The organism is Autumnicola tepida (assembly GCF_031846485.1).
Classification (GTDB): domain Bacteria; phylum Bacteroidota; class Bacteroidia; order Flavobacteriales; family Flavobacteriaceae; genus Autumnicola; species Autumnicola tepida.
In genome coordinates this window covers 1-26,599 of record NZ_JAVRHQ010000023.1, presented here as the reverse complement: position 1 = coordinate 26,599, position 26,599 = coordinate 1, and the positions used below count along the sequence as shown (strand labels likewise).

At 35.9% G+C, this 26,599-nt stretch carries 29 protein-coding genes; 25 read left to right on the top strand and 4 right to left on the bottom strand.

Annotated elements, in window-relative coordinates; translation table 11 throughout:
• From RM553_RS15565 to RM553_RS15550, 4 genes are all read right to left on the bottom strand, one after another.
• Nucleotides 1-891, bottom strand: coding sequence for a mechanosensitive ion channel family protein (locus RM553_RS15565; protein ID WP_311535872.1), 891 nt, complete (start codon nt 889-891; stop codon nt 1-3).
• An 18-nt stretch (nt 892-909) separates the two neighbouring features.
• Entirely contained in the window at nt 910-1,401 is a 492-nt protein-coding gene (locus RM553_RS15560; RefSeq protein WP_311535871.1) for a Dps family protein, read from the bottom strand.
• A gap of 78 nt (nt 1,402-1,479) precedes the next feature.
• Complete coding sequence (locus RM553_RS15555; RefSeq protein ID WP_311535870.1) at nt 1,480-1,800, bottom strand: phosphoribosylpyrophosphate synthetase; 321 nt, start codon at nt 1,798-1,800, stop codon at nt 1,480-1,482.
• Between the two features lie 90 nt (nt 1,801-1,890).
• Entirely contained in the window at nt 1,891-2,034 is a 144-nt protein-coding gene (locus tag RM553_RS15550; protein ID WP_311535869.1) for a hypothetical protein, read from the bottom strand.
• Between the two features lie 191 nt (nt 2,035-2,225).
• On the opposite strand from RM553_RS15550, the gene RM553_RS15545 reads away from it, so the two are divergent.
• From RM553_RS15545 to RM553_RS15425, 25 genes are all read left to right on the top strand, one after another.
• A complete protein-coding gene (locus RM553_RS15545; protein WP_432271467.1) occupies nt 2,226-3,233 on the top strand; it encodes a LacI family DNA-binding transcriptional regulator in 1,008 nt (335 codons plus the stop codon).
• Nucleotides 3,234-3,346: 113 nt separating this feature from the next.
• On the top strand, nt 3,347-4,345 hold the full coding sequence (locus RM553_RS15540; protein ID WP_311535868.1) for an SDR family oxidoreductase: 999 nt from the start codon (nt 3,347-3,349) through the stop codon (nt 4,343-4,345).
• Between the two features lie 30 nt (nt 4,346-4,375).
• A complete protein-coding gene (locus RM553_RS15535) occupies nt 4,376-5,659 on the top strand; it encodes a nucleotide sugar dehydrogenase (protein WP_311535867.1) in 1,284 nt (427 codons plus the stop codon).
• A 34-nt stretch (nt 5,660-5,693) separates the two neighbouring features.
• A complete protein-coding gene (locus RM553_RS15530) occupies nt 5,694-7,088 on the top strand; it encodes a nucleotide sugar dehydrogenase (RefSeq protein WP_311535866.1) in 1,395 nt (464 codons plus the stop codon).
• A gap of 14 nt (nt 7,089-7,102) precedes the next feature.
• Entirely contained in the window at nt 7,103-8,893 is a 1,791-nt protein-coding gene (locus tag RM553_RS15525) for an ABC transporter ATP-binding protein (protein ID WP_311535865.1), read from the top strand.
• A 14-nt stretch (nt 8,894-8,907) separates the two neighbouring features.
• Nucleotides 8,908-9,960 (top strand): dTDP-glucose 4,6-dehydratase, encoded by a 1,053-nt coding sequence (gene rfbB / locus RM553_RS15520; protein ID WP_311535864.1) that lies wholly within the window; start codon nt 8,908-8,910, stop codon nt 9,958-9,960.
• 25 nt (nt 9,961-9,985) lie between these two features.
• Nucleotides 9,986-10,852 carry a glucose-1-phosphate thymidylyltransferase RfbA gene (rfbA, locus tag RM553_RS15515; RefSeq protein WP_311535863.1) on the top strand — a complete coding sequence of 289 codons (867 nt, stop codon included), beginning with the start codon at nt 9,986-9,988 and terminating at the stop codon, nt 10,850-10,852.
• Between the two features lie 25 nt (nt 10,853-10,877).
• Nucleotides 10,878-11,291 (top strand): sugar 3,4-ketoisomerase, encoded by a 414-nt coding sequence (locus RM553_RS15510; protein WP_311535862.1) that lies wholly within the window; start codon nt 10,878-10,880, stop codon nt 11,289-11,291.
• Entirely contained in the window at nt 11,284-11,715 is a 432-nt protein-coding gene (locus RM553_RS15505) for a sugar 3,4-ketoisomerase (RefSeq protein ID WP_311535861.1), read from the top strand. The genes RM553_RS15510 and RM553_RS15505 overlap by 8 nt, the downstream gene beginning before the upstream one ends.
• A 27-nt stretch (nt 11,716-11,742) precedes the next feature.
• Nucleotides 11,743-13,170, top strand: a complete 1,428-nt coding sequence (locus RM553_RS15500) for an NDP-hexose 2,3-dehydratase family protein (protein ID WP_311535860.1) — start codon at nt 11,743-11,745, stop codon at nt 13,168-13,170.
• Complete coding sequence (locus RM553_RS15495) at nt 13,167-14,144, top strand: Gfo/Idh/MocA family protein (protein ID WP_311535859.1); 978 nt, start codon at nt 13,167-13,169, stop codon at nt 14,142-14,144. The genes RM553_RS15500 and RM553_RS15495 overlap by 4 nt, the downstream gene beginning before the upstream one ends.
• Nucleotides 14,145-14,192: 48 nt before the next feature.
• On the top strand, nt 14,193-15,050 hold the full coding sequence (locus tag RM553_RS15490) for a glycosyltransferase family 2 protein (RefSeq protein ID WP_311535858.1): 858 nt from the start codon (nt 14,193-14,195) through the stop codon (nt 15,048-15,050).
• A 114-nt stretch (nt 15,051-15,164) separates the two neighbouring features.
• On the top strand, nt 15,165-16,184 hold the full coding sequence (gene pseB, locus RM553_RS15485; protein ID WP_311535857.1) for a UDP-N-acetylglucosamine 4,6-dehydratase (inverting): 1,020 nt from the start codon (nt 15,165-15,167) through the stop codon (nt 16,182-16,184).
• A gap of 8 nt (nt 16,185-16,192) precedes the next feature.
• A complete protein-coding gene (pseC, locus tag RM553_RS15480; protein ID WP_311535856.1) occupies nt 16,193-17,383 on the top strand; it encodes a UDP-4-amino-4,6-dideoxy-N-acetyl-beta-L-altrosamine transaminase in 1,191 nt (396 codons plus the stop codon).
• On the top strand, nt 17,370-18,209 hold the full coding sequence (locus RM553_RS15475; protein ID WP_311535855.1) for an aldo/keto reductase: 840 nt from the start codon (nt 17,370-17,372) through the stop codon (nt 18,207-18,209). Before pseC ends, RM553_RS15475 begins: the two co-directional genes overlap by 14 nt.
• Nucleotides 18,194-19,090 carry a Gfo/Idh/MocA family oxidoreductase gene (locus tag RM553_RS15470; protein WP_311535854.1) on the top strand — a complete coding sequence of 299 codons (897 nt, stop codon included), beginning with the start codon at nt 18,194-18,196 and terminating at the stop codon, nt 19,088-19,090. The genes RM553_RS15475 and RM553_RS15470 overlap by 16 nt, the downstream gene beginning before the upstream one ends.
• A complete protein-coding gene (locus RM553_RS15465; RefSeq protein ID WP_311535853.1) occupies nt 19,087-19,836 on the top strand; it encodes an SDR family oxidoreductase in 750 nt (249 codons plus the stop codon). The genes RM553_RS15470 and RM553_RS15465 overlap by 4 nt, the downstream gene beginning before the upstream one ends.
• Complete coding sequence (locus RM553_RS15460; RefSeq protein WP_311535852.1) at nt 19,830-20,522, top strand: acylneuraminate cytidylyltransferase family protein; 693 nt, start codon at nt 19,830-19,832, stop codon at nt 20,520-20,522. Before RM553_RS15465 ends, RM553_RS15460 begins: the two co-directional genes overlap by 7 nt.
• Nucleotides 20,522-21,517, top strand: coding sequence for a UDP-2,4-diacetamido-2,4,6-trideoxy-beta-L-altropyranose hydrolase (gene pseG, locus RM553_RS15455; RefSeq protein ID WP_311535851.1), 996 nt, complete (start codon nt 20,522-20,524; stop codon nt 21,515-21,517). The genes RM553_RS15460 and pseG overlap by 1 nt, the downstream gene beginning before the upstream one ends.
• 63 nt (nt 21,518-21,580) lie before the next feature.
• On the top strand, nt 21,581-22,405 hold the full coding sequence (locus tag RM553_RS15450; RefSeq protein ID WP_311535850.1) for a hypothetical protein: 825 nt from the start codon (nt 21,581-21,583) through the stop codon (nt 22,403-22,405).
• 36 nt (nt 22,406-22,441) lie between these two features.
• Nucleotides 22,442-22,876 (top strand): GNAT family N-acetyltransferase, encoded by a 435-nt coding sequence (locus RM553_RS15445; protein ID WP_311535849.1) that lies wholly within the window; start codon nt 22,442-22,444, stop codon nt 22,874-22,876.
• The gene (locus RM553_RS15440) at nt 22,873-23,553 is read left to right on the top strand and encodes a formyl transferase (RefSeq protein WP_311535848.1); all 681 of its coding nucleotides are present in this window, start codon (nt 22,873-22,875) and stop codon (nt 23,551-23,553) included. The genes RM553_RS15445 and RM553_RS15440 overlap by 4 nt, the downstream gene beginning before the upstream one ends.
• Complete coding sequence (locus RM553_RS15435; protein ID WP_311535847.1) at nt 23,531-24,241, top strand: PIG-L deacetylase family protein; 711 nt, start codon at nt 23,531-23,533, stop codon at nt 24,239-24,241. Before RM553_RS15440 ends, RM553_RS15435 begins: the two co-directional genes overlap by 23 nt.
• 4 nt (nt 24,242-24,245) lie before the next feature.
• Nucleotides 24,246-25,289, top strand: a complete 1,044-nt coding sequence (pseI, locus tag RM553_RS15430; protein ID WP_311535846.1) for a pseudaminic acid synthase — start codon at nt 24,246-24,248, stop codon at nt 25,287-25,289.
• A 30-nt stretch (nt 25,290-25,319) separates the two neighbouring features.
• Nucleotides 25,320-26,492: a hypothetical protein gene (locus RM553_RS15425; RefSeq protein WP_311535845.1), complete on the top strand. Its 1,173-nt coding sequence runs from the start codon at nt 25,320-25,322 to the stop codon at nt 26,490-26,492.
• Nucleotides 26,493-26,599 lie beyond the last annotated feature (107 nt).

The window sequence follows — 26,599 nt, the reverse complement described above, 5'->3', positions numbered from 1 at the left end:
TTAGCTTTCCTTTTCCGGTTTTTGGATAGAGAGTTTATTGGTGAAATCTATAGTTCTTATAGGGAATGGGATATTAATATCATTCGCGTCAAAAGCCTTCTTAATTTCGATTACAGCTTTGTTTTTAGCAATTAAAATATCTCTGTTTTTAGTTACATCTGTCCAGAAACGCACCACGAAATTTATGGAGCTGTCCCCGAATTCCTCGTACATAAACTCCACTTCTTCGTTCCCCTTTTGAGGGAAGGAATTGGCGATTGTTTTTTTAGTGAGGTCCTGCACGAATTCCAGGTTGGAATTGTATGCAACTCCACAGTTGAGCATTACCCGTGAACGCAGCGTCCTGCTAAAATTCTTGAATGGTTCTTCCACAATCTTACCGTTTGGTATAATTACATAATTATTGTCAGATTGCTTAATAACAATATTCCTGAGGTTGATTTCTTTTACTTCTCCCGCAAAACCATTGGTTTCTACCCAGTCACCTATTTGAAGCTGCGGCAGAAAACTTAAAATAACCCCGGAAAAGGTATTATTTAATGTTCCCTGCAGTGCCAAACCAATTGCCAAACCAACCACCCCGGCACCAGCCAGGACAGAAGTAAGGACCTTGTCCAGATTGAGCAGCCCCAGGGCAATAAAAAAACCTACAAGTATAATTATGGCCTTCAGCACTTTTACAGACATTTCCCGGATGGAAGCCTGCTTTACTTTTCTTCTTAATAGCCGGTTTATCAAATTGCCAACATATTTGGCAATAAAAATAAACACGAGAAAGACCAAAATGGCTAAAAGGAAATTGGGCAAATTGAGGATAATACTATCCAGCCAACTGCCCAATTTTGTCCCTATCTTGTTAAGGGATTCATTTATGCTAAAGTTTTCGAACATTTATGGGGGATTAGCAACCTATATTGCCTTATGGCTTTCTGTGGTTTTCATTTTCCAGGCGTCAAGCATCCAGCTGGTTTTTTCAAGCTCCCGAATATAGGCTCCAATAAGGTCAATGGTTCCTTCATCGCCTCCATCTTCTGCTGTTTTTACTACTTTTCTCATTTGTGTAAGAAGTAAACCGTGATCTTCCAGTAGCTGTTCAATCATTTCAAGGTCTGAAAGTTCGCTCTTAGACTCTTTAAGACTGGAAAGTTTCAGGTAATCACTCAGGTTGCTGGTTGGCTGATGACGAAGGGTAAGAATTCGTTCTGCAATTTCATCAACCTTTAGTTTTGCATCATCATAAAGTTCTTCAAATTTTTCGTGCAGGTCAAAGAAATTTTTTCCAATTACATTCCAGTGGAAGTTTCTTAATTTCTGATAATATAAGTGATAATCGGCTAAAAGAATATTTAATTCTTCCACGGTTTTTTCTGTTTTACCATTATCTAAACCTAAATAGCTCATAGTTTTTGTTTATTGATTTTAAAATTTTAATTCAAAATTACAATACTCCTTGTAGCAGGAAAAGAGGAAATCATAAAATTAATCTATTGGTCGATTCTTTTTGAGATCCAGCTTTTTTATAAGTTCTGCAGAGGTCTGTCCCGAAGAATAATCGTATCCATCCACAAGAACTCCTTTACGCCCGGAGGAAGTACTAATAGCATATAACACTGCTTCGTCCCCCGGGTTGGAAGGCCCCTCAAACCTGTAAACCTCATCCACCACAAATTCCTGGGATAAAAACTCTTCTTTTTCAGCTTCAGATTTTAATTTTTTATCGATTAGGTTGAAGTCTTCTTCATAGCCTTCTTCAAGTCTCAACATATTGAGGGTTTGCGATAAAGTACCTTTTCGTTTCATAAGTTGGTTTTGTTTGAACATTCATTTCAAAATACGTCTGTGACGCTTGTCTTGCAAGAGAAGAAGATGATTTAGTATAACTTTAACTTGTTACTCATCTTTATCTTTCTTCCCAGGATTAAATAACCCAAAAGGAATTACAAAAAGAAGAAAGAAATACCAGCCTGTAACTAATCCAACTATAGTAATTATTGCAGCAACAATATAGAACCAGTAGGAGTGCAGAAACTTCATGATCTATAATATTTTTAGATGAAAATAATAAAAAAGAGCTGAATCTAATTTATGGAAAAGGCTCAATTTTTAATTAAATCGAAATCCACAATATTAAATTAAGTTTATTAATATGAAATTTAGGTAATAGAATCCGCAAAAAATAGTTGAAATAGTCTAAATTTGTTGAATTATTTCTTGCACTCTTAATTATGAAGAACAAAATAACCCTCAAGGAATTAGCGAAATTATTAAATGTTTCTGTTTCTACAGTTTCCAAGGCCCTGAATGACAGTTCAGAAATTAGCCCCAAAACCATAGAAAGAGTTAAGGAACTTGCAGCATTGCACAACTACAGGCCAAATCCGGTGGCGGTAAATTTGAAGAGTAGTAAAAGCGGTACTATAGGAGTGGTTATTCCAAATATATCCAATAATTTTTTCGCAAAGGTTCTCTCTGGTATTGAAGCCAAAGCACAACAAGAGGGACTGCAGGTAATCACTTATATTTCCAATGAATCCCTGGAAAGGGAAAAGCAAATTACAGATATGCTTACTTCCGGCTTTGTAGATGGCGTGCTAATTGCCATTTCGGAAGCCACCCACAGGGCAAGAAATTACGATCATATTTTTGGCATCCTGGAGTATGAAATTCCGGTTGTATTGTACGACCGTATAAATATTGATGTGCCGGTGGACAAGGTGGGAATCGATGATGAGAAAAGTTTTGCAGAAGCCACAAATCTGCTAATTTCAAAAGGGATAAAGAAGATTGGTCTTGCTTCAGGAATTCATCACCTGGGAGTGGGGAAACTAAGAATTAAAGGATATGAAAGTGCTTTAGCTGAAGGTATGGAGAGCATGATTGCGGCATCTTCAAGAAAACAGGTTCTTATTGATGGTATTCATGATATTCTTGTAAATAAAAAAGTGGAAGCAGTGCTTTGTACCGATTTTGAGAGCGCAATGCGGGTTTACAGAATGGCGTATGAAAATAATATTCGTATCCCTGAAGACCTAAAGATGATTGGTTTTTTACCTAAAAATGTTGCCCGTTTTTTAACTCCTTCCATTAGTTACATTGAGCAGTTTCCTGAAGAAGTCGGGAAAAATGCCATGCAAATGCTCATAGACAGGCTTAACGGCAAACTACTTTCTGATAAAAGCACAGAAAAAATAATTAATACTGAACTGGTACATTTAGAGTCGACCGTGTTTTAGAGTAGGATCTATATTTCTTTCATTTTTTGCATTTCTTTAAGAGGGAGAAATCTTTAGCTTAGAAAGGAAATTATATCTTTGGCCTTTCTAAATGTTAAAAATTGAAATATTTCATGAGTGAAGATCAGTATTCCAGGCTGGATTCAACGCAGGTTTTAGTTACCGGAGGAGCCGGTTTTATCGGTTCTAATCTATGCGAACGTTTGCTTGGTTTAGGAGCAAAAGTTACCTGTCTCGATAATTTTTCTACCGGCCACCGGCATAACCTTGATGCTATTATTAATAATCCCGACTTCACTTTAATAGAAGGGGATATTCGCGATGCAGAAACCTGTGGAAGGGCTTGTGAGGAAAAAGACTATGTTTTACATGAAGCCGCTCTGGGTTCGGTTCCGCGTTCATTAAAAGATCCTGTTACCAGTAATGAAGTAAATGTTACTGGCTTTTTAAACATGCTTGTTGCTGCCCGAGATGCCGGGGTAAAACGTTTTGTTTATGCAGCAAGCTCTTCCACTTATGGAGATTCTGAAAGTCTGCCAAAAGTAGAAGATAAGATAGGAAAGCCTCTATCTCCATATGCGATTACTAAATACGTCAATGAATTATACGCCGATATTTTCCATGATGCCTATAATCTGGACACTATAGGATTACGTTATTTTAACGTATTCGGAAGAAAACAGGATCCAAATGGAGCATATGCTGCTGTTATTCCGAAATTCGTTATGCAGTTTATGAAGCACGAAAGCCCGGTAATAAATGGAGATGGCACCTATTCCCGCGATTTTACTTATATAGATAATGTTATTCAGATGAATCTTAGAGCTTTAACGGTGGAAAATCCCGAAGCTGTAAACCAAATTTATAACACGGCTGTAGGGGATAGAACAAATTTAGTAGAGCTAACCCAATATTTAAAAAAGTTCCTTTCTGAATATGATAAGGAGATAGCAAAGATTGAAGTTAAGCATGGTCCTAATCGCCCGGGAGATATTCCACATTCCCTGGCTTCTGTAGATAAAGCTAAGCAACTTCTTGGGTATAGCCCTGAATTCCCTATTAAAGAAGGGTTGAAAGAAGCTGTAGACTGGTACTGGAATAACCTGAGATAATTTAACCTCTTACGAAATTTAAATTTCATAATGAATAAAGATGTAAAGATTGCAGTAATTGGGCTTGGTTATGTGGGATTACCTCTGGCAAGGCTTTTTGCAGAAAAATATCCTGTAGTGGGATTTGATATTAATCAAAAAAGAGTGAAGGAATTAATGAATGGAGTAGATGCTACTCTTGAAGTTGAAAATGAATTGCTTCAGTCGGTTTTAAAGCAGGAACCATCTGGTACAACTGGTTTGTATTGTTCGGCAAACCTGGATGATATTAAGGACTGCAATTATTATATTATTACGGTGCCTACTCCTGTTGATAAGAACAATCGCCCAGATTTAACTCCGCTTTATAAAAGTAGCGAAACTGTTGGGAAAGTACTAAAGAAAGGTGATGTAGTAGTTTATGAATCCACCGTCTACCCCGGGGTTACTGAAGAAGAATGTGTGCCCGTACTGGAAAAACACAGCGGACTTCAATTTAATGAAGATTTTTTTGTAGGATATTCTCCTGAGAGAATTAACCCCGGCGATAAAGAACATACGGTAGAGAAAATCCTAAAAGTTACAGCGGGATCTACGGCAGAGACAGGAGAAAAAGTCAATGAGTTATATGCGTCTGTTATTACTGCAGGCACTCATTTGGCGCCTACAATTAAAGTTGCTGAAGCTGCCAAGGTTATTGAGAATTCCCAAAGGGATATTAATATCGCATTTGTTAATGAACTGGCAAAGATTTTTAATATGATGGGAATTGACACACAAGATGTGTTGGAAGCTGCAGGAACAAAATGGAATTTTCTACCATTTAAACCAGGACTTGTGGGTGGGCATTGTATAGGGGTAGATCCTTATTACCTGGCACAAAAAGCACAGGAAATTGGCTACCATCCTGAAATTATCCTTGCGGGAAGAAGAATGAACGATTCGATGGGGCAGTATGTTGCAGGAGAAGTAGTGAAGCTAATGCTTCAGAACGATCAAAAAGTAAAAGGTACAAACGTGCTTGTTTTGGGTGTGACCTTTAAAGAAAACTGTCCTGATGTTAGAAATACAAAGGTTATAGATGTTATAAAAAACCTGAAAGAATATGGTACTGATCTTACGGTCTACGACCCCTTGGCAGATCCTGAGGAGGTCATGCACGAATATGGGCTAAAAACTACTAAGAACCTGCCAGATAAAAAATTTGGGGCTATTGTCCTGGCGGTGGCACATAAAGAATTCCTGAACCTTGATTTTGATTCTCTCAAAGATAAAAACGCTGTTGTTTATGATGTAAAAGGGGTTCTTGGGGATAAATGCGACAAAAAATTATAAAAACGAAACTAAGAACTATTTAAACCAGCTAAAATTGAAGATTAAGAATATTTGTTGCATTGGTGCAGGATATGTAGGAGGTCCTACTATGGCGGTAATTGCTCAAAAGTGTCCTGAAATAGATGTGACCGTAGTTGATATTAACGAAAAAAGGATCGCAGCATGGAATGATGAAGATGTGGAGAATATTCCTGTTTATGAACCTGGTTTGCCTGAAGTGGTAAAAGAAGCCAGAGGTAAAAACCTTTTCTTTTCAACAGAAGTTGATGCTGCCATTGACAAAGCAGACATGATTTTTATTTCTGTAAATACACCTACAAAAACTTATGGTATAGGAAAAGGTATGGCAGCCGACTTGAAATGGATTGAGCTTTGTGCAAGACAAATCGCCAGAGTTGCGAAAAATGATAAAATAGTTGTTGAGAAATCTACCCTTCCTGTACGTACCGCGGCTGCGCTTAAAGATATTTTGGATAACACAGGTAATGGAGTAAAGTATCAGATTTTATCTAATCCTGAATTTCTTGCAGAAGGAACCGCTATACAGGATTTAAAAAAGCCGGACAGGGTTTTAATCGGTGGAGATGTGGAAACTTCTGAAGGAAAAGAAGCTATGGAGGCTTTGGTGAATATTTATGCCTCATGGGTGCCCAGAGAAAACATCTTAACTACAAATGTTTGGTCTTCAGAACTGTCTAAATTAACTGCAAATGCCTTTTTGGCTCAACGGGTATCCAGTATAAACGCCATGTCAGAATTATGTGAGAAAACCGGCGCCGATGTTAATGAAGTAGCGAAGGCTGTTGGGATGGATTCCAGGATTGGCGCCAAATTCCTGAAATCATCGGTAGGCTTCGGAGGCTCCTGCTTTCAAAAAGATATATTGAATTTGGTTTATATAGCTAAATCCTTTGGTTTAAAAGAAGTGGCCGATTACTGGGAGCAGGTGATCATTATGAACGACCATCAAAAGCGAAGATTTGCGGCTAATATTGTGAAAACTTTATATAATACAGTCTCGGGTAAAAAGATTGCTGTATTAGGTTGGGCATTTAAAAAAGATACTAATGATACCAGGGAGTCCGCAGCAATTTACGTAGCAGATTATCTTCTAAATGAGCATGCCGAAATTGTGGTTTATGATCCAACGGTAAAAGAAGAGCAGGTTTATGCGGACCTTGATTATTTAAATACCCGTTCGTCTGAAGAAAATCGTTCTAAAGTAACTGTGGTTAAAGATGCTTATGTCGCCTGTGAGGAGGCGCATGCCGTTGCTGTATTAACTGAATGGGATGAGTTTAAAGAACTGGACTGGCAAACAGTATACAGGAATATGCTGAAGCCGGCGTTTTTGTTTGATGGCCGCAGGCTTTTGGATAGAAAGACAAAAGAAGAAGTAGGTTTCGAATATTATGCAATAGGAAATTAAATTAATTTATAGGATTGATAAAAAGAATAATAAAAAAATATTTTGAAAGCCTTGCATATTTTTATTCCTATCTGGGGTATCGAATATTAATTGTCGTTTCTTTCAGCATTATCATCGGGATCCTTGACGGATTTGGATTAACTATGTTTTTACCATTACTGCAAATGGTTAGTGGTGAAGGTAATGTAGATCCTGAGGGGCTGGGACATCTTAGTTTTTTAGTAGACTTTTTTGAAGATTCAGGAATAGAACTCACTCTGCTGATGGTTTTAGGAATAATGACTTTCTTCTTTTTAGCAAAAGGGGTTTTTCAATATTTTGCCGGCGTTTACAGAGTGAATGTTCAGGAATGGTTTATTAAAAGACTAAGGCTTAAAAATATCAAAGGTCTAAATAATCTGGCTTACAAGTATTTTGTCAATTCCAATGTTGGTCGTATTCAAAATACACTTACAGGTGAGGTGGATCGGGTAGCTACTTCCTACTTTAATTATTTTAAAGCAGTGGAATATGGGATTCTGGTAGCTGTATATATGGGTTTTGCGTTTTGGATTGATGCCCAGTTTGCTATACTTGTTACCATAGGAGGTGCTTTAACTAACTTCCTTTTCAAACATTTATATAAAAAAACCAAAGGTGTTTCCAGAACATTAACAGGAGAGAATAACAACTTTCAAAGTTTGATTATTCAAAATGTTGGGAATTATAAATATTTGAAGGCAACTGGTTCTTTGCATAGCTATGGGAGAAAATTGCATGAATCTGTTCTTAGAATTAGAGACAGCAATGTAAGAATTGGCAAATTAGATGCTATTCTGACTGCTGGTAGGGAACCTATTTTAATTATTGTGGTGGTTTCCGTTATTATTATTCAAAACACTCTATTTGGGTCTGAATTAGGTCCAATATTGCTGAGTTTGGTATTTTTTTACCGGGCACTTAATTATTTGATGCAACTTCAGGTGAGATGGAATAAGTTTTTATCAGTCTCAGGCTCTTTAGAGAACATGCAGCAATTTGAGAAGGAACTGAAAGAAAATCAAGATCTTAACGGCGGCCTGGAACTGGAGGGAGCTATACAAACATTAGATCTAAACAGCATTTACTTTTACTACGGAAAAACAGCAGTTCTTAGAGAAATTAATTTAGGTATAAAAAGCAATGAAACTGTTGCCTTTGTGGGTGAAAGTGGTAGTGGAAAAACTACCTTGGTAAATATAATTGCAGGGTTGCTACCTGTGGAAGAAGGGCTTTACAAAATTAACAAGCATATAAGTACAGAACTTGATCTTAATTACCTTCAGAATAAAATTGGATATATCACACAGGATCCGGTAATTTTTAATGATACACTTTTTAACAATATTACTTTTTGGGAAGAAAAAAACGAATATACTGAAGAGCGGTTTTGGACCGCAATTAAGCAAGCAGCAATATTTGATTTTATTAATGATTTACCTGATCGCGAGGAAACAGTATTGGGCAATAACGGAATGACACTAAGTGGGGGGCAAAGACAACGGATCTCCATAGCACGGGAATTATATAAGGATGTGGAAATATTAATTTTGGATGAAGCTACCTCTGCCCTGGATTCTGAAACAGAAAAAGCCATCCAAAGTAATATTGATGAACTAAAAGGTCGATATACCATACTTATAGTTGCTCATAGAATTTCTACTATTAAGAATGCTGATAAAATAGTGGTAATGAAAGATGGGGTAATTTCTAAAACAGGAAACTTTAATGAACTTGTTACAACTTCATACTATTTTAAAAAATTAGTTGAACTACAAGAGTTATAATTTAAGTGGGAAAGATGAGTACAAAAAATATTTTAATAACGGGAGGAGCTGGCTTTATTGGCTCTCAAGTGGTAAGGCTATTTGTAGAGGAATTTAAAGATTGGCATATATATAATCTTGATAGTCTTACCTATGCTGGAAATCTTGAAAATTTAAAGGATATAGAATCGGAAGTAAATTATACTTTCTTAAAGGCCGATATAAACGATTTTTCGCAAATTGAAAAGCTTTTCAAAAAGTACAATTTTCAAAAAATCATACATCTTGCTGCAGAATCACACGTTGACAGGTCAATTACTAATCCTGATGCCTTTGTAAGAACTAATATTTTAGGAACTGTAAACCTTTTAAATGCAGCCAGGGGAATATGGGGAAGTAATATGGAAAATAACCTGTTTTACCATATTAGCACAGACGAAGTTTATGGAACCCTGGGCGAAACTGGTTTCTTTACAGAAACCACACCATATGCACCAAATTCTCCTTATTCTGCTTCAAAGGCCGGGTCAGATCATTTTGTAAGAGCTTTTGGAGAAACATATAACCTTCCATACATTATTTCAAATTGTTCAAATAATTATGGTCCCAACCAGTTCCCGGAAAAACTGATTCCATTATTCATTAATAATATTATTGAGAAGAAGCCTCTTCCGGTATATGGTGATGGAAAATACACAAGGGATTGGCTTTTTGTTAAAGATCATGCACTGGCAATAAAACTTTTACTGGAAAAAGGTCAAAATAAATCTACCTATAATATAGGAGGTTTTAATGAGTGGCAGAATATTGATCTAATTCAACTCTTGTGCAAGATAATGGATGCAAAATTGAACAGGGAAGAAGGGAGTTCAGCTTCCTTAATAACTTTTATAAAGGACAGGCCGGGACATGACAAAAGGTATGCTATAGATGCTTCAAAAATTAACAAAGAACTAGGTTGGAGCCCTACAGTTACTTTTGAAGAAGGTTTGGAACAGACTGTAGAGTGGTATTTATCTAACCAAGCATGGATTAAAAATGTTACTTCAGGGGAATACCAGAATTATTATAATAAGCAGTATTCCTGATTTAGAAATTTACAAAAACTAAAAAATGAAAGGAATTATTCTGGCCGGAGGCTCTGGCAGTAGGTTATATCCTATAACTATAGCGGTAAGCAAACAGTTGCTTCCGGTATATGACAAGCCAATGATCTATTATCCATTATCGGTTCTAATGTTGGCAGGTATAAAGGATATATTAATCATTTCAACCCCTGAAGATCAAAGTTCTTTTAAGAAACTTCTTGGGGATGGTAGCCATCTTGGCTGTAATTTTGAATATGCTGTTCAAAAAGAACCCAAAGGATTAGCAGAAGCTTTTACAATAGGAGAAGAGTTTATTGGCGAAGAGAAAGTAGCATTGGTTTTAGGAGATAACATTTTCTACGGAAATGGATTGGCCAACCTTCTGGCAAGCAAAGTAAATATTGAAGGGGCATCTATTTTTGCTTATCCGGTTAAAGATCCTGAGCGTTATGGCGTAGTTCAATTTGATAAAGAAAATAAGGTACTTAGCATAGAAGAAAAGCCTGAGCTGCCAAAGTCTAAATATGCTATTCCCGGTTTATATTTTTATGACAATAAAGTTGTTGAATATGCTAAAGAGGTTAAACCATCTGGAAGGGGGGAGAAAGAAATTTCTACTATAAACCAAAGATATCTGCAAGAAGGAAATTTAGAAGTGGGGGTAATGACCAGGGGGATGAGCTGGTTTGATACCGGTACGGTGGAATCTTTGGATGATGCTACAGAATTTATTCGTGTAATCCAAAACAGGCAAAGTGCTATGATTGGTTGTATTGAGGAGGTAGCCTATTTAAGGAATTTTATTGATAAAGATTCCCTGAACCAATTATCTGAAAGATATGGGAAATCTAAGTATGGTGCTTATTTAAGGGAACTGGCAAAGGTGTACTGATTAGCGCTAATATAATATTATAGACATGAACACTATTACAGAGCCAAAAATTTTAGAATTGCCCAAAAATAAAGAGTCCCGGGGGTATCTTACTTATATAGAGAAGGATCTTCACATACCCTTTAAAATTGAAAGAGCGGTATGGCGTTACGACCTGCCAATGGAGGAAATGCCGGTCGGGTACGCCTGCAAAAATAGTGAACAGTTAATTATCCCACTTACCGGCAGCCTTGAGGTTCTGGTAACCAATGGAAAAAATACATCTACTTTTTTTCTGAATAAGGCATTTAAGGGGCTTTATATTCCGCCGGAATATTGGGTGAAGATGAAAAATTTTTCCTCGAATTCAATGATTCTTCTTTTAGGTTCTGAAAAATATAATGAAGAAGAATATGTTTATGAGCATTATGAATTTCTAAAATTGAAAAATCATGAATAAAAACAGTGTATTTGATTGTTCAATTTTACCGCTGGATACGTTACAAGATCAATTTGGAAATATGGTCGCGGTTCAGGGAAACCAAAATATAAATTTTCCTATAGAGCGCGTATACTATATGTATGGAATGCCTGAAGGGGTGTCCAGGGGAGGGCATGCTCATACAGATTTATATCAATTAATAGTTGCTACGGGAGGAAGTTTTGATGTTCTTCTGGATGATGGGAAAAATAAGAAAGTAGTAAGGCTTAATCAGCCAAACCAAGGGCTTTTCGTTGTTCCGGGAATATGGAGAGACCTTTATGATTTTTCTGCAGGCGCTGTTTGTTTGGTTTTTGCATCTCTTACTTACAAGAATAATGTATCGATAAGGCATTACGATGAATTCAAGAAATTTAAGGGGTTGGAAAATTATAAACTTTAAAATTACCAATATTTAATACAACTAAATATGAACCGGAATTTGTGCTTATTTCTAAAAAGTCTTGTAAACCAGGGTAACACTTTTGTTTCTACTGATTATGCCCTGGAATGGATAAAAGAGCAAAATGAAAGAGTAGAAGTATCTGTAGATCAAATTCCATTTTCTAAATTAAAAAACTGGAAATTAAGCCATAATAATCTTAGTCATGAATCCGGGAAGTTTTTCTCTATAGACGGTATAGATGTTAGTACAAATTATGGAAATGTTTCTCACTGGCAACAGCCAATTATAAATCAACCTGAAATTGGTTATTTAGGCTTCATTACCAAAGAAATTAATGGAGTATTGCATTTTTTAATGCAGGCAAAAATTGAACCCGGAAACATTAATTATGTGCAATTGTCTCCCACACTTCAGGCAACCAAGAGCAACTATTCCAGGGTTCATAAAGGTAATGCTCCGGCATATCTGGATTATTTTAAAAATGCTACCAAAGATCAGGTAATGCTGGATCAACTTCAGTCTGAACAGGGAGCAAGGTTTATAAAAAAGAGAAATAGAAATATTATTATTAAAGTAGAGGAAGATATAGAAATTCTCGAAAACTTCCTTTGGTTAACCCTGGCGCAAATAAAAGAACTTATTGGTCACAATAATGTTGTAAATATGGATACCCGTACTGTAATATCAGGTATTCCATTGGGAGATTTGACTTCAGAAAGTGTGGAAGTTATCAGTATTTTTGAAGATGTTAAATGGAATAGTTTTAATAAGGGGCTTTTAAAATCTTATGCACTGGATGTCAACAGCTATAATAGCCTTAATGATATTATCCTTTTTATTACCGGTAGAAAATGTGAATTGGAATTAGAAATTTCCAAAGTCCCGTTAATGTCTTTAAATAATTGGATAGTAGGTGATACAGCGATCTATCATGAAGAGCATAAATATTTTGAAATTATAGCTGCAGACATAAAGATAGGCAACCGTGAAGTTATAAATTGGTCGCAGCCAATGGTAAAGCCGGTTCAGGAAGGGCTTTGCGCTTTTATATGTAAAAATATTAATGGGGTGCTGCACTTTATAGTACAAACAAAAATGGAGTGTGGCAATTTTGATTTAATTGAATTTGCTCCTACAGTACAGTGCCTTACAGATAATTACAAAAATAATACTTCATTGAAAACGCTTCCCTTCCTAAAACAGGTGTTGAATGCACCTAAGGAAAAAGTTATTTTTGATACTTTACAGTCAGAAGAAGGAGGAAGGTTTTATAAAGAACAAAACAGAAACCTCCTTATAATGGCAGATGAGGACTTTCCCCTGGAGCTCCCCAAAAATTATATTTGGATGACTTTTAGTCAGCTTCAAACGTTTATGAAGCATAATAATTATATAAATATACAGGCGAGAAATTTACTTTCTGCTTTATCATTTCATAATATAAATTCATGAATAAAAAAATAAGAATAGGGGTTTTAGGTACAGCGAACATTGCGATGCGATCTGTTGTTCCAATTTTGAATTCCCTGAAAGATAAATTCGAATTTATAGGAGTTGCCACCAGGGATCCTTCCAAAGTGGATTATCCTGATTATAATATTGTAAAAGGTTATGATGCCCTTATAGAACAGACGAACTTGGATGCTGTTTATATTCCCCTACCCAATGCCATGCATTATGAATGGGTTAAAAAGTCTTTGAAAAAAGGCTTGCACGTATTAGTTGAAAAATCACTTGCTTGTAATTATGAAGAGGTTAAAGAGCTAAATTTTCTGGCAAAGGAGAAAAACCTTGTACTATTAGAGAATTTTCAGTTTAGAACTCATTCCCAACTAAAAACCATTAGGGAAATTCTTGATAATGGTGTAATAGGGAAAATACGTATCTTAAGAAGTACGTTCTGTTTTCCTCCTTTTCCTGATAAAACTAACATAAGGTATCGTAAAGATTTAGGGGGAGGAGCTTTACTGGATGCAGGGGCGTATCCCGTAAGACTATCTCAGCTTCTGTTAGGAAAAGAGCTTGAAGTTACTTCCGCAGTACTAAATTTTGATGAAGATCTTGGCGTTGATATCTGGGGAGGAGCTTTTCTGAAACAGAAAAATGGTTCTTTATTTTCCCAAATAGCTTTTGGGTTCGACAATTATTACCAATGTAATCTTGAGGTGGTTGGTTCTAAGGGTAAACTCTACACTAACAGGATCTTTACAGCTAAAGAAGATTTTACTCCTACACTCTTTTTAGAAACAAATTCTGAAGGTTTAAAGGAGGTAAACCTTAAAGATGATAATCACTTTAAAAACATGCTTATATACTTTTACACTTGTATACTTGGAGATAGTATTAATAGAGAAGAAGAATATGATAATAATATTAGTCAGGCTTACTTGTTACAGGAATTACGAAGCAAGGCTATTGAAAGCTGAGGATGATTGTAAATAAATGTCCCTTTTTAACGGATTAACTATAACAATATGCATACAAAAAAGCCTAAGGTTTCGGCTTGTATTATAACTTATAATCATGAGAAGTTTCTCAGGAAGTGCCTTGATGGTGCTATATCACAAAATTTAGATTTTCCTTATGAAATTGTGATTGGAGAAGATAAATCTACAGATAATACATTAGCAATATGTAAGGAATATCAAAACAGGTACCCAGATCTCATAAGGCTTATAGAGAGACCGGCTAATCTCGGAATGTTGGGTAACTGGACTGGTACTCTGGGAGAATGTAATGGAGAATATATAGCGGTATGTGAGGGGGATGACTATTGGATTGATCCCGATAAATTGAAAAAGCAGATTGATTTTTTAGATAATAATAAGCAGTATGTTCTATGTGGTAGTAAAGTGAAGAGCAGCAATGAAAATGGAGAAGAAGGCGAAAGTGGAGGAAAAAAATATGGTGCTGTTTCCCTGGAAGATATCTTATGGAGAAATCAGTTTACAACCTGCTCTGTAGTATTACGAAAAGAAGCATTGGACATCCCTCCCTTTAAAAATTTTTCACGTTACTTTACCCCAGACTGGACAGTTTGGTGCAGTGTTTTGCAGTACGGAAAAGGCTATAATTTTAAGGAGATTACAGCACAATATAATATACACTCTGCAGGTGCTACTTCCGGTCGCAACCGGGTTAATGCTTTGCGTAACAAATTGGAAGATAGAATGTTGATGATTGAAAATTTTCCAGCTCATAAGCAAAGGATTAAAAAATACGGCTTAAAAATAATTTTTCACTACATGTGGAAATCTTTGTTGCTTAAAAAGAGCTATAGCCAGGCCCTTTCAAAAAACAGAAAATTGGTGCTTAATTATCTAAATTGTTGAATTATCCTATAAAAGCAAAAATTTCTACTTGTTAAATTTGATTTAAAATAAACGGGTTATAGTTCTTAGGCTTTTAAAGTCTTTAATTTTGGCCCTTAAAATAGATATAATTATATGTTGGAACTATCAGGTAAGTCCATCCTTATAACCGGTGGTACCGGTTCTTTGGGAAAGGCTTTAACAGCGCATATGTTAAAGAACTCGCCCAATATCAAAAAATTGGTAATCTTTTCAAGAGATGAGCAAAAACAATTTGAAATGGCTCAGGAGTATCCTGTTTCAAAACACCCTCAAATTCGTTTTTTTATTGGAGATGTTAGAGATTTCGATAGGGTGAAGAGAGCTCTGAAAGGTATAGATTATGTTATTCATGCCGCCGCAATGAAACATGTTCCTATAGCAGAATACAATCCCATGGAATGTGTAAAAACTAACATCTTGGGTGCTGAGAATATCATTAATGCTTGCCTGGAGACGGAAGTAAGCCGGGTAGTTGCTTTGTCTACAGATAAAGCTGCTGCTCCAATCAATCTTTACGGCGCCACAAAGCTGGCATCAGATAAACTTTTTGTTGCAGCAAATAATATTACAGGCTGGAACCCTATAAAATTTTCTGTTGTGCGATACGGTAATGTAATGGGATCCAATGGTTCAGTAATTCCATTCTTCTTAAAAAGAAGGAAAGAAGGAGTACTTCCTATTACAGATCCTACGATGACAAGATTTAATATATCGCTTCAGGGAGGGGTGGATATGGTAATGCATGCCCTTGAAAATGCATGGGGAGGAGAAATATTTGTCCCTAAAATCCCTTCATATAAAATAACTGATATTGCTGAAGCTATTGGCCCAAATTGTGAGAAACCAGTTGTTGGTATTCGTCCGGGAGAAAAAATACATGAGGAAATGATAACATCATCAGATTCCCATTATACTTATGATCTGGGGCGGTATTATGCCATATTACCTACCACTCACAAGTGGAATAAAGAAGACTATCTTGAAAAATTTAACGCGAAGAAAGTTAAACCAGGTTTTCAATATAATTCAGGAGAGAATGAGGATTGGGAAACAGTAGATAATCTAAGGGCTTTAATTAAAGAACATGTAGATCCAACTTTTGAAGTAAAATAACTATTTGTATGAACAATCCGATTCCATATGGAAGGCAAAATATAACTGAAGAGGACATTTCTGCAGTTATTGATACTCTTAAATCTGATTATTTGACTCAGGGGCCTAAAGTTGCTGAATTCGAAAAAAACTTTGCGCAATATGTAGGTAGTGAATATGCAGTGGCAGTAGCTAATGGCACTGCCGCTCTTCATTTATGCGCACTTTCTCTTGGTGTCGAAAAGGGAGATAAAGTCATTACTACTCCTATTACTTTTGCGGCTTCTGCAAACTGTGTAAAATATGCCGGAGGTGAAGTGGTTTTTGCTGATATTGATCCTGAAACATATCTTATTGATATTGAAAATGTCAGGAAACTTTTGCAAGAATCTCCTGAAGGAACCTACAAAGGGATAATTCCAGTAGATTTTGCCGGCAGATCGGTAGATATGGAAGCTTTACAAAAGCTTGCAAAAGAATATAATTTATGGATTATTGAGGATGCCTGCCACGCACCAGGCGGTTTCTTTCTTGATAAGCAGAATAATAACCAAATCTGCGGGAATGGAAAATATGCAGATCTTGCGATTTTTTCTTTTCACCCTGTAAAACATATTGCCAGCGGGGAAGGGGGCATGATAACTACAGATGATGAAGAACTATATCAAAAACTACTTCAACTAAGAACGCATGGAATCGTAAAAGAAAAATCTCTTTATAAAAATTCTGTTGATCTCGCTGGAGGAAAAGATAATAGTTATCCTTTGTGGTACATGGAAATGCAGGAGCTGGGGTTTAATTACAGAATTACAGATTTTCAGGCAGCATTGGGAAACAGTCAGCTCCAGCGAGCCGATGAAGGATTAGTTGAAAGACGAAGAATTGCGCAGAACTATTACAATTTTTTTAAGGATAAAGCCTATGTTAAAGGTCAGTCGGGAGTAGTAAAGGGCCATGCCTATCACCTGTATATCTTAGAGGTTTCTGATCGTTTGGGGCTGTATAATTTTCTTCGGGAGAATAAGATTTATGCTCAAATTCACTATATCCCATGCCACCTAATGCCATATTACAGGCAATTCGGCTGGAAAGAAGGCGATTTTCCAAATGCTGAAAAATATTACAGACATTGTATAAGCCTTCCTATGTACCCTACTTTGAAGGAAGAGGAACAGGAATATGTTATTGAAAAGATAAACTCCTATTATGCTGCAAAGTAAAAAAATAGGATTAGGTACTGTACAATTCGGAATGGATTACGGCATCTCCAATGGGAGAGGACAGACTTCTAAGGAAGAAGTGCGTTCTATTTTAAACTGTGCCAGGAAAAATCAAATTAAGTTTTTAGATTCTGCTTCAGCATATGGAAATGCAGAAGAAATATTGGGGATATGCGGTGTTGAAGATTTTAATATTGTTTCAAAATTCATGCCTTCAGAAGAAGGCGTTTCTCTTCAGGAGCAATTAAACTCTTCTTTTGAAAAACTAAGGGTAGAATCTCTGTATGGATATTTGGCCCATCGGCCCTTAGCCCTTATTGATGAGCCCGATGCCTGGCAGGAGTTACTTGAATTGAAAAAAGCTGGGAAAATTGAAAAAATTGGATTTTCTCTAAACCAACCAGAGGAATTAGAAAAATTGCTGAATATTGGATTATTGCCGGATTTAGTTCAAGTTCCATATAATTATTTTGACAGAAGGTTTGAAAAGGCAATAGAAGACTTAAAAAATGGTGGTTGTGAAATACACACCAGGTCTGCTTTTTTGCAGGGACTCTTCTTTGTGGAACCAAGTAAGCTTTCCTCATTTTTCGACGAAATAAAATTAAATTTGGAAGAGATACAAAACAGGGAATCAAGCCTGGCAGGTGATCTTTTAAATTTTGTTTTATCTAATGAAATGATTGACAAGGTTATTATTGGAGTAGAGGACAAAAGTCAATTGGAGAATAACTTTCAAATGTTGAAAAGTGCTAAGGAATTACCTTTTTTAACTAAAGAAATTCCTGATAATATTTTAATTCCGTCGTTATGGCCAAAAAGATAAAGTTAGGAATCATTGGAATGAGCGAAGGGAATGGGCATCCGTATTCATGGAGTGCTATTTTTAATAGATATGATAAACAGGCAATGCTTAAATGTCCTTTTCCAGTTATTCCTGAATATCTTGCCGCTCAAGACTTTCCAAAAGATGGTTTATCCCATTTGGGAGAAGTCACACATATATGGACTCAAGATCCAAGAATTTCTAAGGAAGTAGCCGGGGCGTCAAATATTAAAAATATTGCCGAATCTTTGGAAGATATGACAGGACATGTAGATGCTGTTTTGCTGGCAAGGGATGATGCCAGTACACATTATGAAATGTCTTTACCTTTTTTAAAAGCAGGAATACCAATTTATATAGATAAACCTCTTGCTGTTTCCTGCCAGGAAGCAGAGAAGATATTAAAGTCTCAAAAGTATGAAGATCAAATTTTCACATGTTCCTCTCTTAGGTTTGCATCGGAATTAATTCTAACTGAAAGTCAAAAAAATAATTTAGGTAAGATTTTACATGTAGAAGGTGCCGTTCCAAAATACTGGGAAACTTACGCTGTGCACCTTATTGAACCAATTATTACGCAAATTCCAGATCGGGGAAAATTGTTAAAGGTGGTGCCTTTTGATAAAAACGGAATTAGGTTTGTCTTCATCGAATGGAAGAATATTTCAGCTTACCTAAAAGTTACCGGGGATGCTCCTACACCTCTTCAGATAAAATATTTCGGAACTAAAGCTAATCTCGAAACCAATTTTAGTGATTCATTTTCTTGTTTCCGTGAATCATTAAGAAAGTTTGTGGAAGTAGTTCAAGATAGAAGTAAAAATATTGCCAGAGAAGAAACAATGGAGATTGTAAAAATATTAGAAGAAGGAAATTTATGAAGACTGTTTTAATAACCGGAGGAAGTGGGAAAGTTGGATTTCAACTGGTACAGCATTTTTTAGAAAGAGAATTTGTGGTAATAACCACTACCAGGAACAAGGATAAATTTTTAAGAGAGAAAGAAGGTAGTTTAAATAATGGAAACAACCTATATGTTATAGAAGTTGATTTCTCTTCTGAAAATGCTATTACTTCTATTCTGCAATTTCTGAATAAAAAAGAAATAGAAATTAATAGTATTGTACATAACGCCCGTTCCCTAGAATATTTGAAAATTGAAGAGAATTATTCGGTAAGTAAAGAGAACTTCCATGGAGAATTTCATATGGATGTGGTTTTTCCATATCAATTGTCCCTGGAATTAAAGAAGTACAATTCTACTCTTGAAAATATAGTTTTTATTTCCTCTATGTATGGAGTTGTTGCTCCCACACCACATCTCTATGAGAAGTTTCATGAATCTTCTCCCGTTCATTATGGAGTATGTAAGGCGGCTCAAATACACCTTACAAAAGAATTGGCAGTGCGAATGGCTCCTGGTACACGGGTTAATTGCGTGAGTTTTGGAGGTATTAAAGGAAGAACTAATGAAGAATTCCTAAGAAGATATGAAAATCTGACTCCGCAAAAAAGAATGCTTGAAGAGGAAGATGTTGTTGGACCCGTTGATTTTCTTTTATCAGAAAAATCTGAAAGTATGACGGGACAAAATTTAATTATAGACGGAGGCTGGTCAGTATGGTAAAAGATAAAATTATAGCAGTTATTCCTGCCCGCGGTGGATCTAAGCGAATTCCTAAGAAGAATATTGTTCCCTTGTGTGGAAAACCAATGATTGTATGGACAATACAGGCAGCTTTAGAATCAAAATATATTTCTAAAGTTGTGGTAAGTACTGATGATGAGGAAATAGCCGAAGTCTCCCGTGAATATGGAGCAGAAGTCCCATTTTTAAGAGATCAGAATGCAGATGATCATTCCCCAATTAGCCTTGCAACCATCAGAACACTGGAGCAGCTGGAGGAAGTTAATATTATTGATCAGCAAATTGTGGTTCAGTTAATGGCAAATTGTCCATTGAGAAGTTCAAAAGATATAGATAAGGCCGTTGAAAATTTTATTTCCAAAAAATTACATTTCCAGATTAGTTCATTTAAATATGGCTGGATGAATCCGTGGTGGGCTCACAAAATTGATGAGGAAGGCAAAGCCATACCTGTTTTTGAAGAAAAAGAAAGGATGAAAAGGTCTCAGGATCAGCCTGATCTTTATTGTCCAACAGGGGCTATTTGGATTGCCGATATTCAGGAATTGAAAAGGGCAGAAACCTTTTATGGACCTGAATATAGATTTTTTCCGCTTCACTGGGTACAAGCTATAGATATAGATGAATATGAAGATTTAGAAATGGCAAAATATTTCTTGAAATAATGGATAAACCTTGCATTTTTATAAGAGCTGATGGCGGGTTGGAAATAGGCTTAGGTCATCTGGTGAGATGCATAGCCTTAGCTCAAATGCTAAAAGTGAAATACAAGTTCGAGTTTGTTTGCAAATCTATTCCTGAAAAATTTCAGGAGGAAATCACTTCACAAGGTTTTTCTGTGAGAATAATTTCCAGTGAGGAAGATTTTTTTGGGAAGCTGGTTCCGGGGACAATGGTAATCCTCGATCATTATGGGATGGATTCCGGCTACCAACAACGTATTAAGAGCAAGGAGAGTAAATTAGTTGTTATTGATGATTTACATGATAAAGAATTTTTTGCTGATATTATTATTAATCATTCTCCGGGAATAAACTCTCAGAATTATAACGCCCAGTCTTATACTAAATTTGCCCTGGGGTTAAATTATGCCCTTTTAAGGCCTCAGTTTCTACATGCAGCCAGGGAAGTTGTAACAAGAAACTCTAATGAAACAGTATTAATTTGTTTTGGAGGTAGTGATTTTTATAATCTAACGGAAAAATGCCTTACTGCTGTTATTCATTATAGTCAGTATAAGAGAGTAAATGTTGTTCTGGGTGCAGCATATGATAATGTGGAGAAAATTCAGGAGATAGCAGGAAATACTACGAATGTGAAGATATATCATGCAGTGGATGCTGAAGTTATGTTAGCTCTTATGCAAGATTCAGATGTTGCCATTGTGCCTTCAAGCGGAATTGTTTTTGAAGTAATTGCAGCCGGATGTTTGCCATTTATTACTTACTATGCTGAAAATCAAAAATTGTTGTTTGCATATTTAGTAGAAAAGAAAGGCTTTAAATTTTTTAATGGAATAGATTTTAATGAAGAAAGTTTTTTAAAGAATCTACAGCAATTGGAATATAGACAGGAGGAGTCTTACAACCAAATGAGAAAAGAAATAGGATCTTCTAAAGAGAACCATTTAAAGAATTTTGAATATCTGGAGGAAAAATAATGCTTTTTGATTCCAATATGTTCACCAGAATATTTATATTATAAAATCTAATCAAATATAATCATGGGGTATACCATAAATGCAGAAGAAGTACATATAGGTAAATATGTTACCATAGAAGATGGAGTCTTTATAGGGGACAAATTTGGAAAAAAAGCAAAAAAAGTAGTAATTGGTGATGGAGTTACCATAGGGAAAAATAGTCGCTTTTACTATCCCACACTGGAAATCGGGGACTACACCAATATTAATAACCATGCCTTTGGAAGTGGAGATAATTCTTGTAAAATAGGAAGTTGCTGCTGGTTTGGCCAAAACTGTATTCTGGATGCTGAAGGTGGTTTAGAGATTGGAAATGGTGTTGGAGTAGGAGCCTATTCCCAGTTATGGAGTCACATCAAATTTGGAGACACCTTACAGGGATGCAGATGGGATCAAAAGAAAAAATTAACGGTAGAGGATGATGTTTGGTTTGTGGGACATTGTATAGTTTCTCCAATAACTGCAAGAAAAAAGAGTATGGCAATGGTAGGTGCTGTTATTACCAAAGATATGGAAGAAAATCATGTTTATGCCGGTACTCCGGCTAAAGACATGACGAGCATTTTTGGAAATCAGTTTGAAGAAAGGTCTGTAGATAATAAGTTTGATACTATGCAGGAAGAGCTTGGAAAATTTAAAGAAGCTCATCCTGAATTTCAAAATGTAAATGACCACATTAAAATTATCAAGAATGAAAAGGAGTTGGAAGAAAAAGAAGGCGTTTCTTTTTTCAATGTAGCTGACAGGACATATAGTAAAACTTTGTCAGAAATTGAAAATAGTTTTATGAATTTCTTACTTGTTCAAATTAAATTCTATCCCAGATTATCCCCCCAAAGGAATTAAAGGCCTATATAAAAACTAATCCAGAGGGTTTGTCTGATGAAATTGCAACTAAGAAAGGTAGAAGAAAAAGATTGTCTACTGTTGTTTAAATGGATCAATGATCCTGAGGTTAGAAAAAATGCTTTAACTCCAAAGGAGATAGGTTGGGAGGAGCATCAGGAATGGTTCTCTAACAGAACGAGGAGTGAGAACACTAAATTATATATTCTTGAAAATGAAGCTGAACCCGTAGGACAGATTAGATTTGACTGGGAGAATGATTATTGGAAAATATCTTATTCTGTTGAAAAAAATTCCCGGGGACAGGGATTGGGTACTAAAATACTGGAGTTAGGATTAAATAAAATAGACGGTAAGGTTAAAGCCTGGGTTAAGGCTGATAATCCAAAGTCAAAAAAAATTTTTGAAAAATTAGGTTTTCACCAGGTGGCCCATTTACGGGAGAGTGTGGAATATGAACTTATTAAATGAAAAATTATATTATCCTTTCAGAGAAGCCATGGCATTATGAGATGTTCCAAAATCTTAAAGAAACATTTCCTGATTATAAATGGAATTTAATAACCAGTAAAGCAGAATTTCAACAGGATCGTTTGATAGAATTAAAACCGCATAAAATTTTCATACCGCATTGGTCGTATATCATTCCGGATGCGATATACGAAAATTTTGAATGTATAGTTTTTCACATGACGGACCTGCCATTTGGAAGAGGAGGAAGTCCTCTGCAGAATTTAATAGTGAGAGGGGAAGAAAAAACTAAAGTTTCTGCCTTAAAAGTTGAAAAAGGTTTAGACACAGGTCCTGTATACTTGAAAAAGGACCTGATGTTATATGGTACGGCTAAGGAAATTTTCATCCGTAGTACAGCTATAGTTGAAAAGATGATTAAAGAGATAATTTCGAATAGTCTTGAACCTGAAGAGCAAAAGGGAAAAATAACAGAGTTTAAAAGGAGAAAGCCTGAAGATGGAGATGTTTCCGAATTATCTGATTTAGCCAAAGTTTATGATTACATAAGAATGTTGGATTGTGAGGGATATCCGCCTGCTTTCTTTGAAAATGAAAATTTTAGATTTGAATTTACAAGAGCTTCAATTAAATCTGAAAACGAAATATTAGCAGATGTTAGAATCATTAAGAAATAAGAAAATTTTAGTAGTAGTTGCCCACCCAGATGACGAATTATTGGGACTTGGAGCTACAATGTATAAATTGATTAATGAGTATTCCTGCAAAGTCCGGGTTGTAATACTGGGAGAAGGAATTACTTCCCGATCAGAGATACATGATCAGTTAAAATGGAAGAGAGAGCTGGAGATTCATCGGGAAAATATCTTAAGCGCCCAGCGCGCAATTGGATATGATTCTGTGGGGATTTATGATTTTCCTGATAATAGATTTGATACTGTGGCTTTGCTTGATATTATAAAAGTAGTAGAAAAGGAGAAGGATAGGTTTGATCCTGGAGTTGTTTTTACGCATCATGGAGGAGATGTGAATGTAGATCACCAAAAAACATTTGAGGCAGTAATTACCTCATGCCGTCCTTTAGCGTCTGAAAGGGTTAAAACTATTATTGCATTTGAAACACCTTCAGGAACCGAATGGAGGGCAGCGACCGATCCGCGGCATTTTATTCCGAATTTCTTTGTTGAAGTGAGTGAAGAAGGGATTGAAGCAAAAATTAAGGGAATGGAAAGCTATGAATTTGAAAGGCGTAAATTTCCTCATCCAAGGTCCCCTAAAGCCTTAAAAATACAGGCACAACGTTGGGGTATTGTGGTAGGAGCATCATATGCAGAAGCTTTTTCAGTAGTACGAATTTTAAATTAGCAAGATGAAAATAGGAAGTTTTGAAATAAATGAAAATAGTGAAGTCTTTATAATAGCAGAGTTGTCTGCCAATCATAATGGAAGTTTAGAAACTGCCCTGGAAACTATAAAGGCAGCAAAGCGGGCAGGGGCTAATGCTATTAAATTACAGACTTACACTGCAGACACAATGACCCTTGATGTGCAAAAGGATGATTTTATGCTCAAGCAGGGCACCATTTGGGATGGAAAATATTTACATGACCTTTATAAAGAAGCTTATACACCCTGGGAGTGGCACAAAGAACTATTTAAGACTGCCGAAGAAGAAGGCCTAGTATGCTTTTCTTCTCCTTTTGATTTCTCGGCAGTAGAATTTTTAGAAGAACTTAATGCGCCCGCCTATAAAATTGCCTCCTTTGAAATAACAGATATTCCATTAATTGAAAAAGCTGCATCAAAGGGAAAACCAATAATTATTTCTACAGGAATAGCAGAGAAGGAGGATATAGAATTAGCCCTGGAAGCATGTCGCAGAGTTGGTAACCATGATGTGGCATTGTTAAAATGTACTTCCTCATATCCTGCTCCTATTGATGAAGCCAACATGAAGATGGTGAAAGATTTGGCAGAGCGGTATAGCGTGATTAGTGGGCTTTCTGACCACACTATTGGTAATACTGTTCCTGTTGTGGCAACCTCTCTTGGGGCAAAAATAATTGAAAAACACTTTATCCTGGACCGCTCTATAGGAGGTCCGGATGCCTCTTTTTCTATGAATGAGCAGGAGTTTAAAGATATGGTTGCAGCTGTGAGACAGGCAGAAAAAGCCATAGGAGAAGTAGATTATAATTTGACTGAAAAGCAAAAAAGTGGTCGTGAATTTTCTCGCTCACTGTATATCGCCGAGGATGTAAGTGCTGGTGAAGTTTTAACTGAAAAAAATTTAAGATCTGTTCGTCCTGGATATGGTTTACATCCAAAGCATTATTCAGAAATTTTAGGGAAGAAGGTGAATATGGATGTTGAAAAAGGTACAGCCTTAAACTGGGACATGCTGGAGAACTAATTTTCTTTTCAGGAAGAACAAACAATTACAATGAAGATCATTTTCTTTTGCCCGAATATTTTAAGGGATGCCCATAGACGAATTTTTCAGTTAGACAGATTAAAAGAAGAGAATTACGATTTTGTTTTTTTAGATGCCACTGCCTACTATAATAATTCAGCCACAGCAACAGATGAATTAATACTTAAAAACCGAAAAAAATGTAGCTCACTGGCAGATTTTAAGAATTTCCGCGAGCAGTTGCCTCAAGAACCAGCCTTATATGTTAGTTTCGATCAGTATATGCAGTTTGCTGCCCCGGTTCTGGATATTTTGGTTAGAAAAAAGGATAAAGTTCTAACCTATCATACAAAAAGATTTTCTTCAGTACATATTCCTTCCAGCTCCATCAGAAAATTCACAGATAATGCAATAAGAAAGTTAGATAAAGTTTTACCTCTTCACCTATTAAAACAATATTATAGACGCAGATATGGATTTTTTGTGCCAGATTATTTTTTGTGTAGTACATCTAACCTTGTACCAACTAAGATTTTTTTTAGTGTGAAAAGGAAAAACAGGATAATAGTACATTCTGATGATATTAATCATACCCTGGAGAATAAGCCAGCAGTGTTTGACACATCTAAAAAAGTTGGAGTATTTCTTGACCAGGTAATGCCGTACCAAACCATACTTCATCCTGGGATAGAACAGGAAACACCTCCTGTAGGATATAAGGAATACTATTATGAACAACTTGCAGGCTGCTTAAAAAGTTTAAAAAATGAACTGGATCTGGACGAGATTGTTATAGCCCTGCATCCTGATGCCGTTAAATTTGCAGATGAAGTTCAGGAAAGTTTCAAGAATTTTAGAACATTTATAGGAATGACTCATGAATTAATTCGTGATTCAGAAGTCGTATTTGCTCATAGCAGTACTGCACTTGGATGGGCTATTTACCATCAGAAACCAGTTGTTTTACTAAAAGAAGAATATTTAATGAGGCAATTAATGGGGAAGTATATTACTTTTTTTGAAGAGAATCTGGGTTTTGAAACCTATCCTATGGAGAATAAAAAAGAAAAAACAACCCCACAACTTTTAATTGATCATCAAAAATATAAAGATTACACAATGAAATTCTTAAAGGATAATAAGATTAGAGAGAATTCCTATTACTATGCTTTTAACTATATCAAAAAAGACATTTCAGGTTAGGAGTTTGAAGGGACAGAACTTAAAATACGGTGCATTTCGCTAATATTATGAATTTGATATGCAAGAAGGTGATTGTCCATATTAAAGGTTGTTCTCTGACACTATCA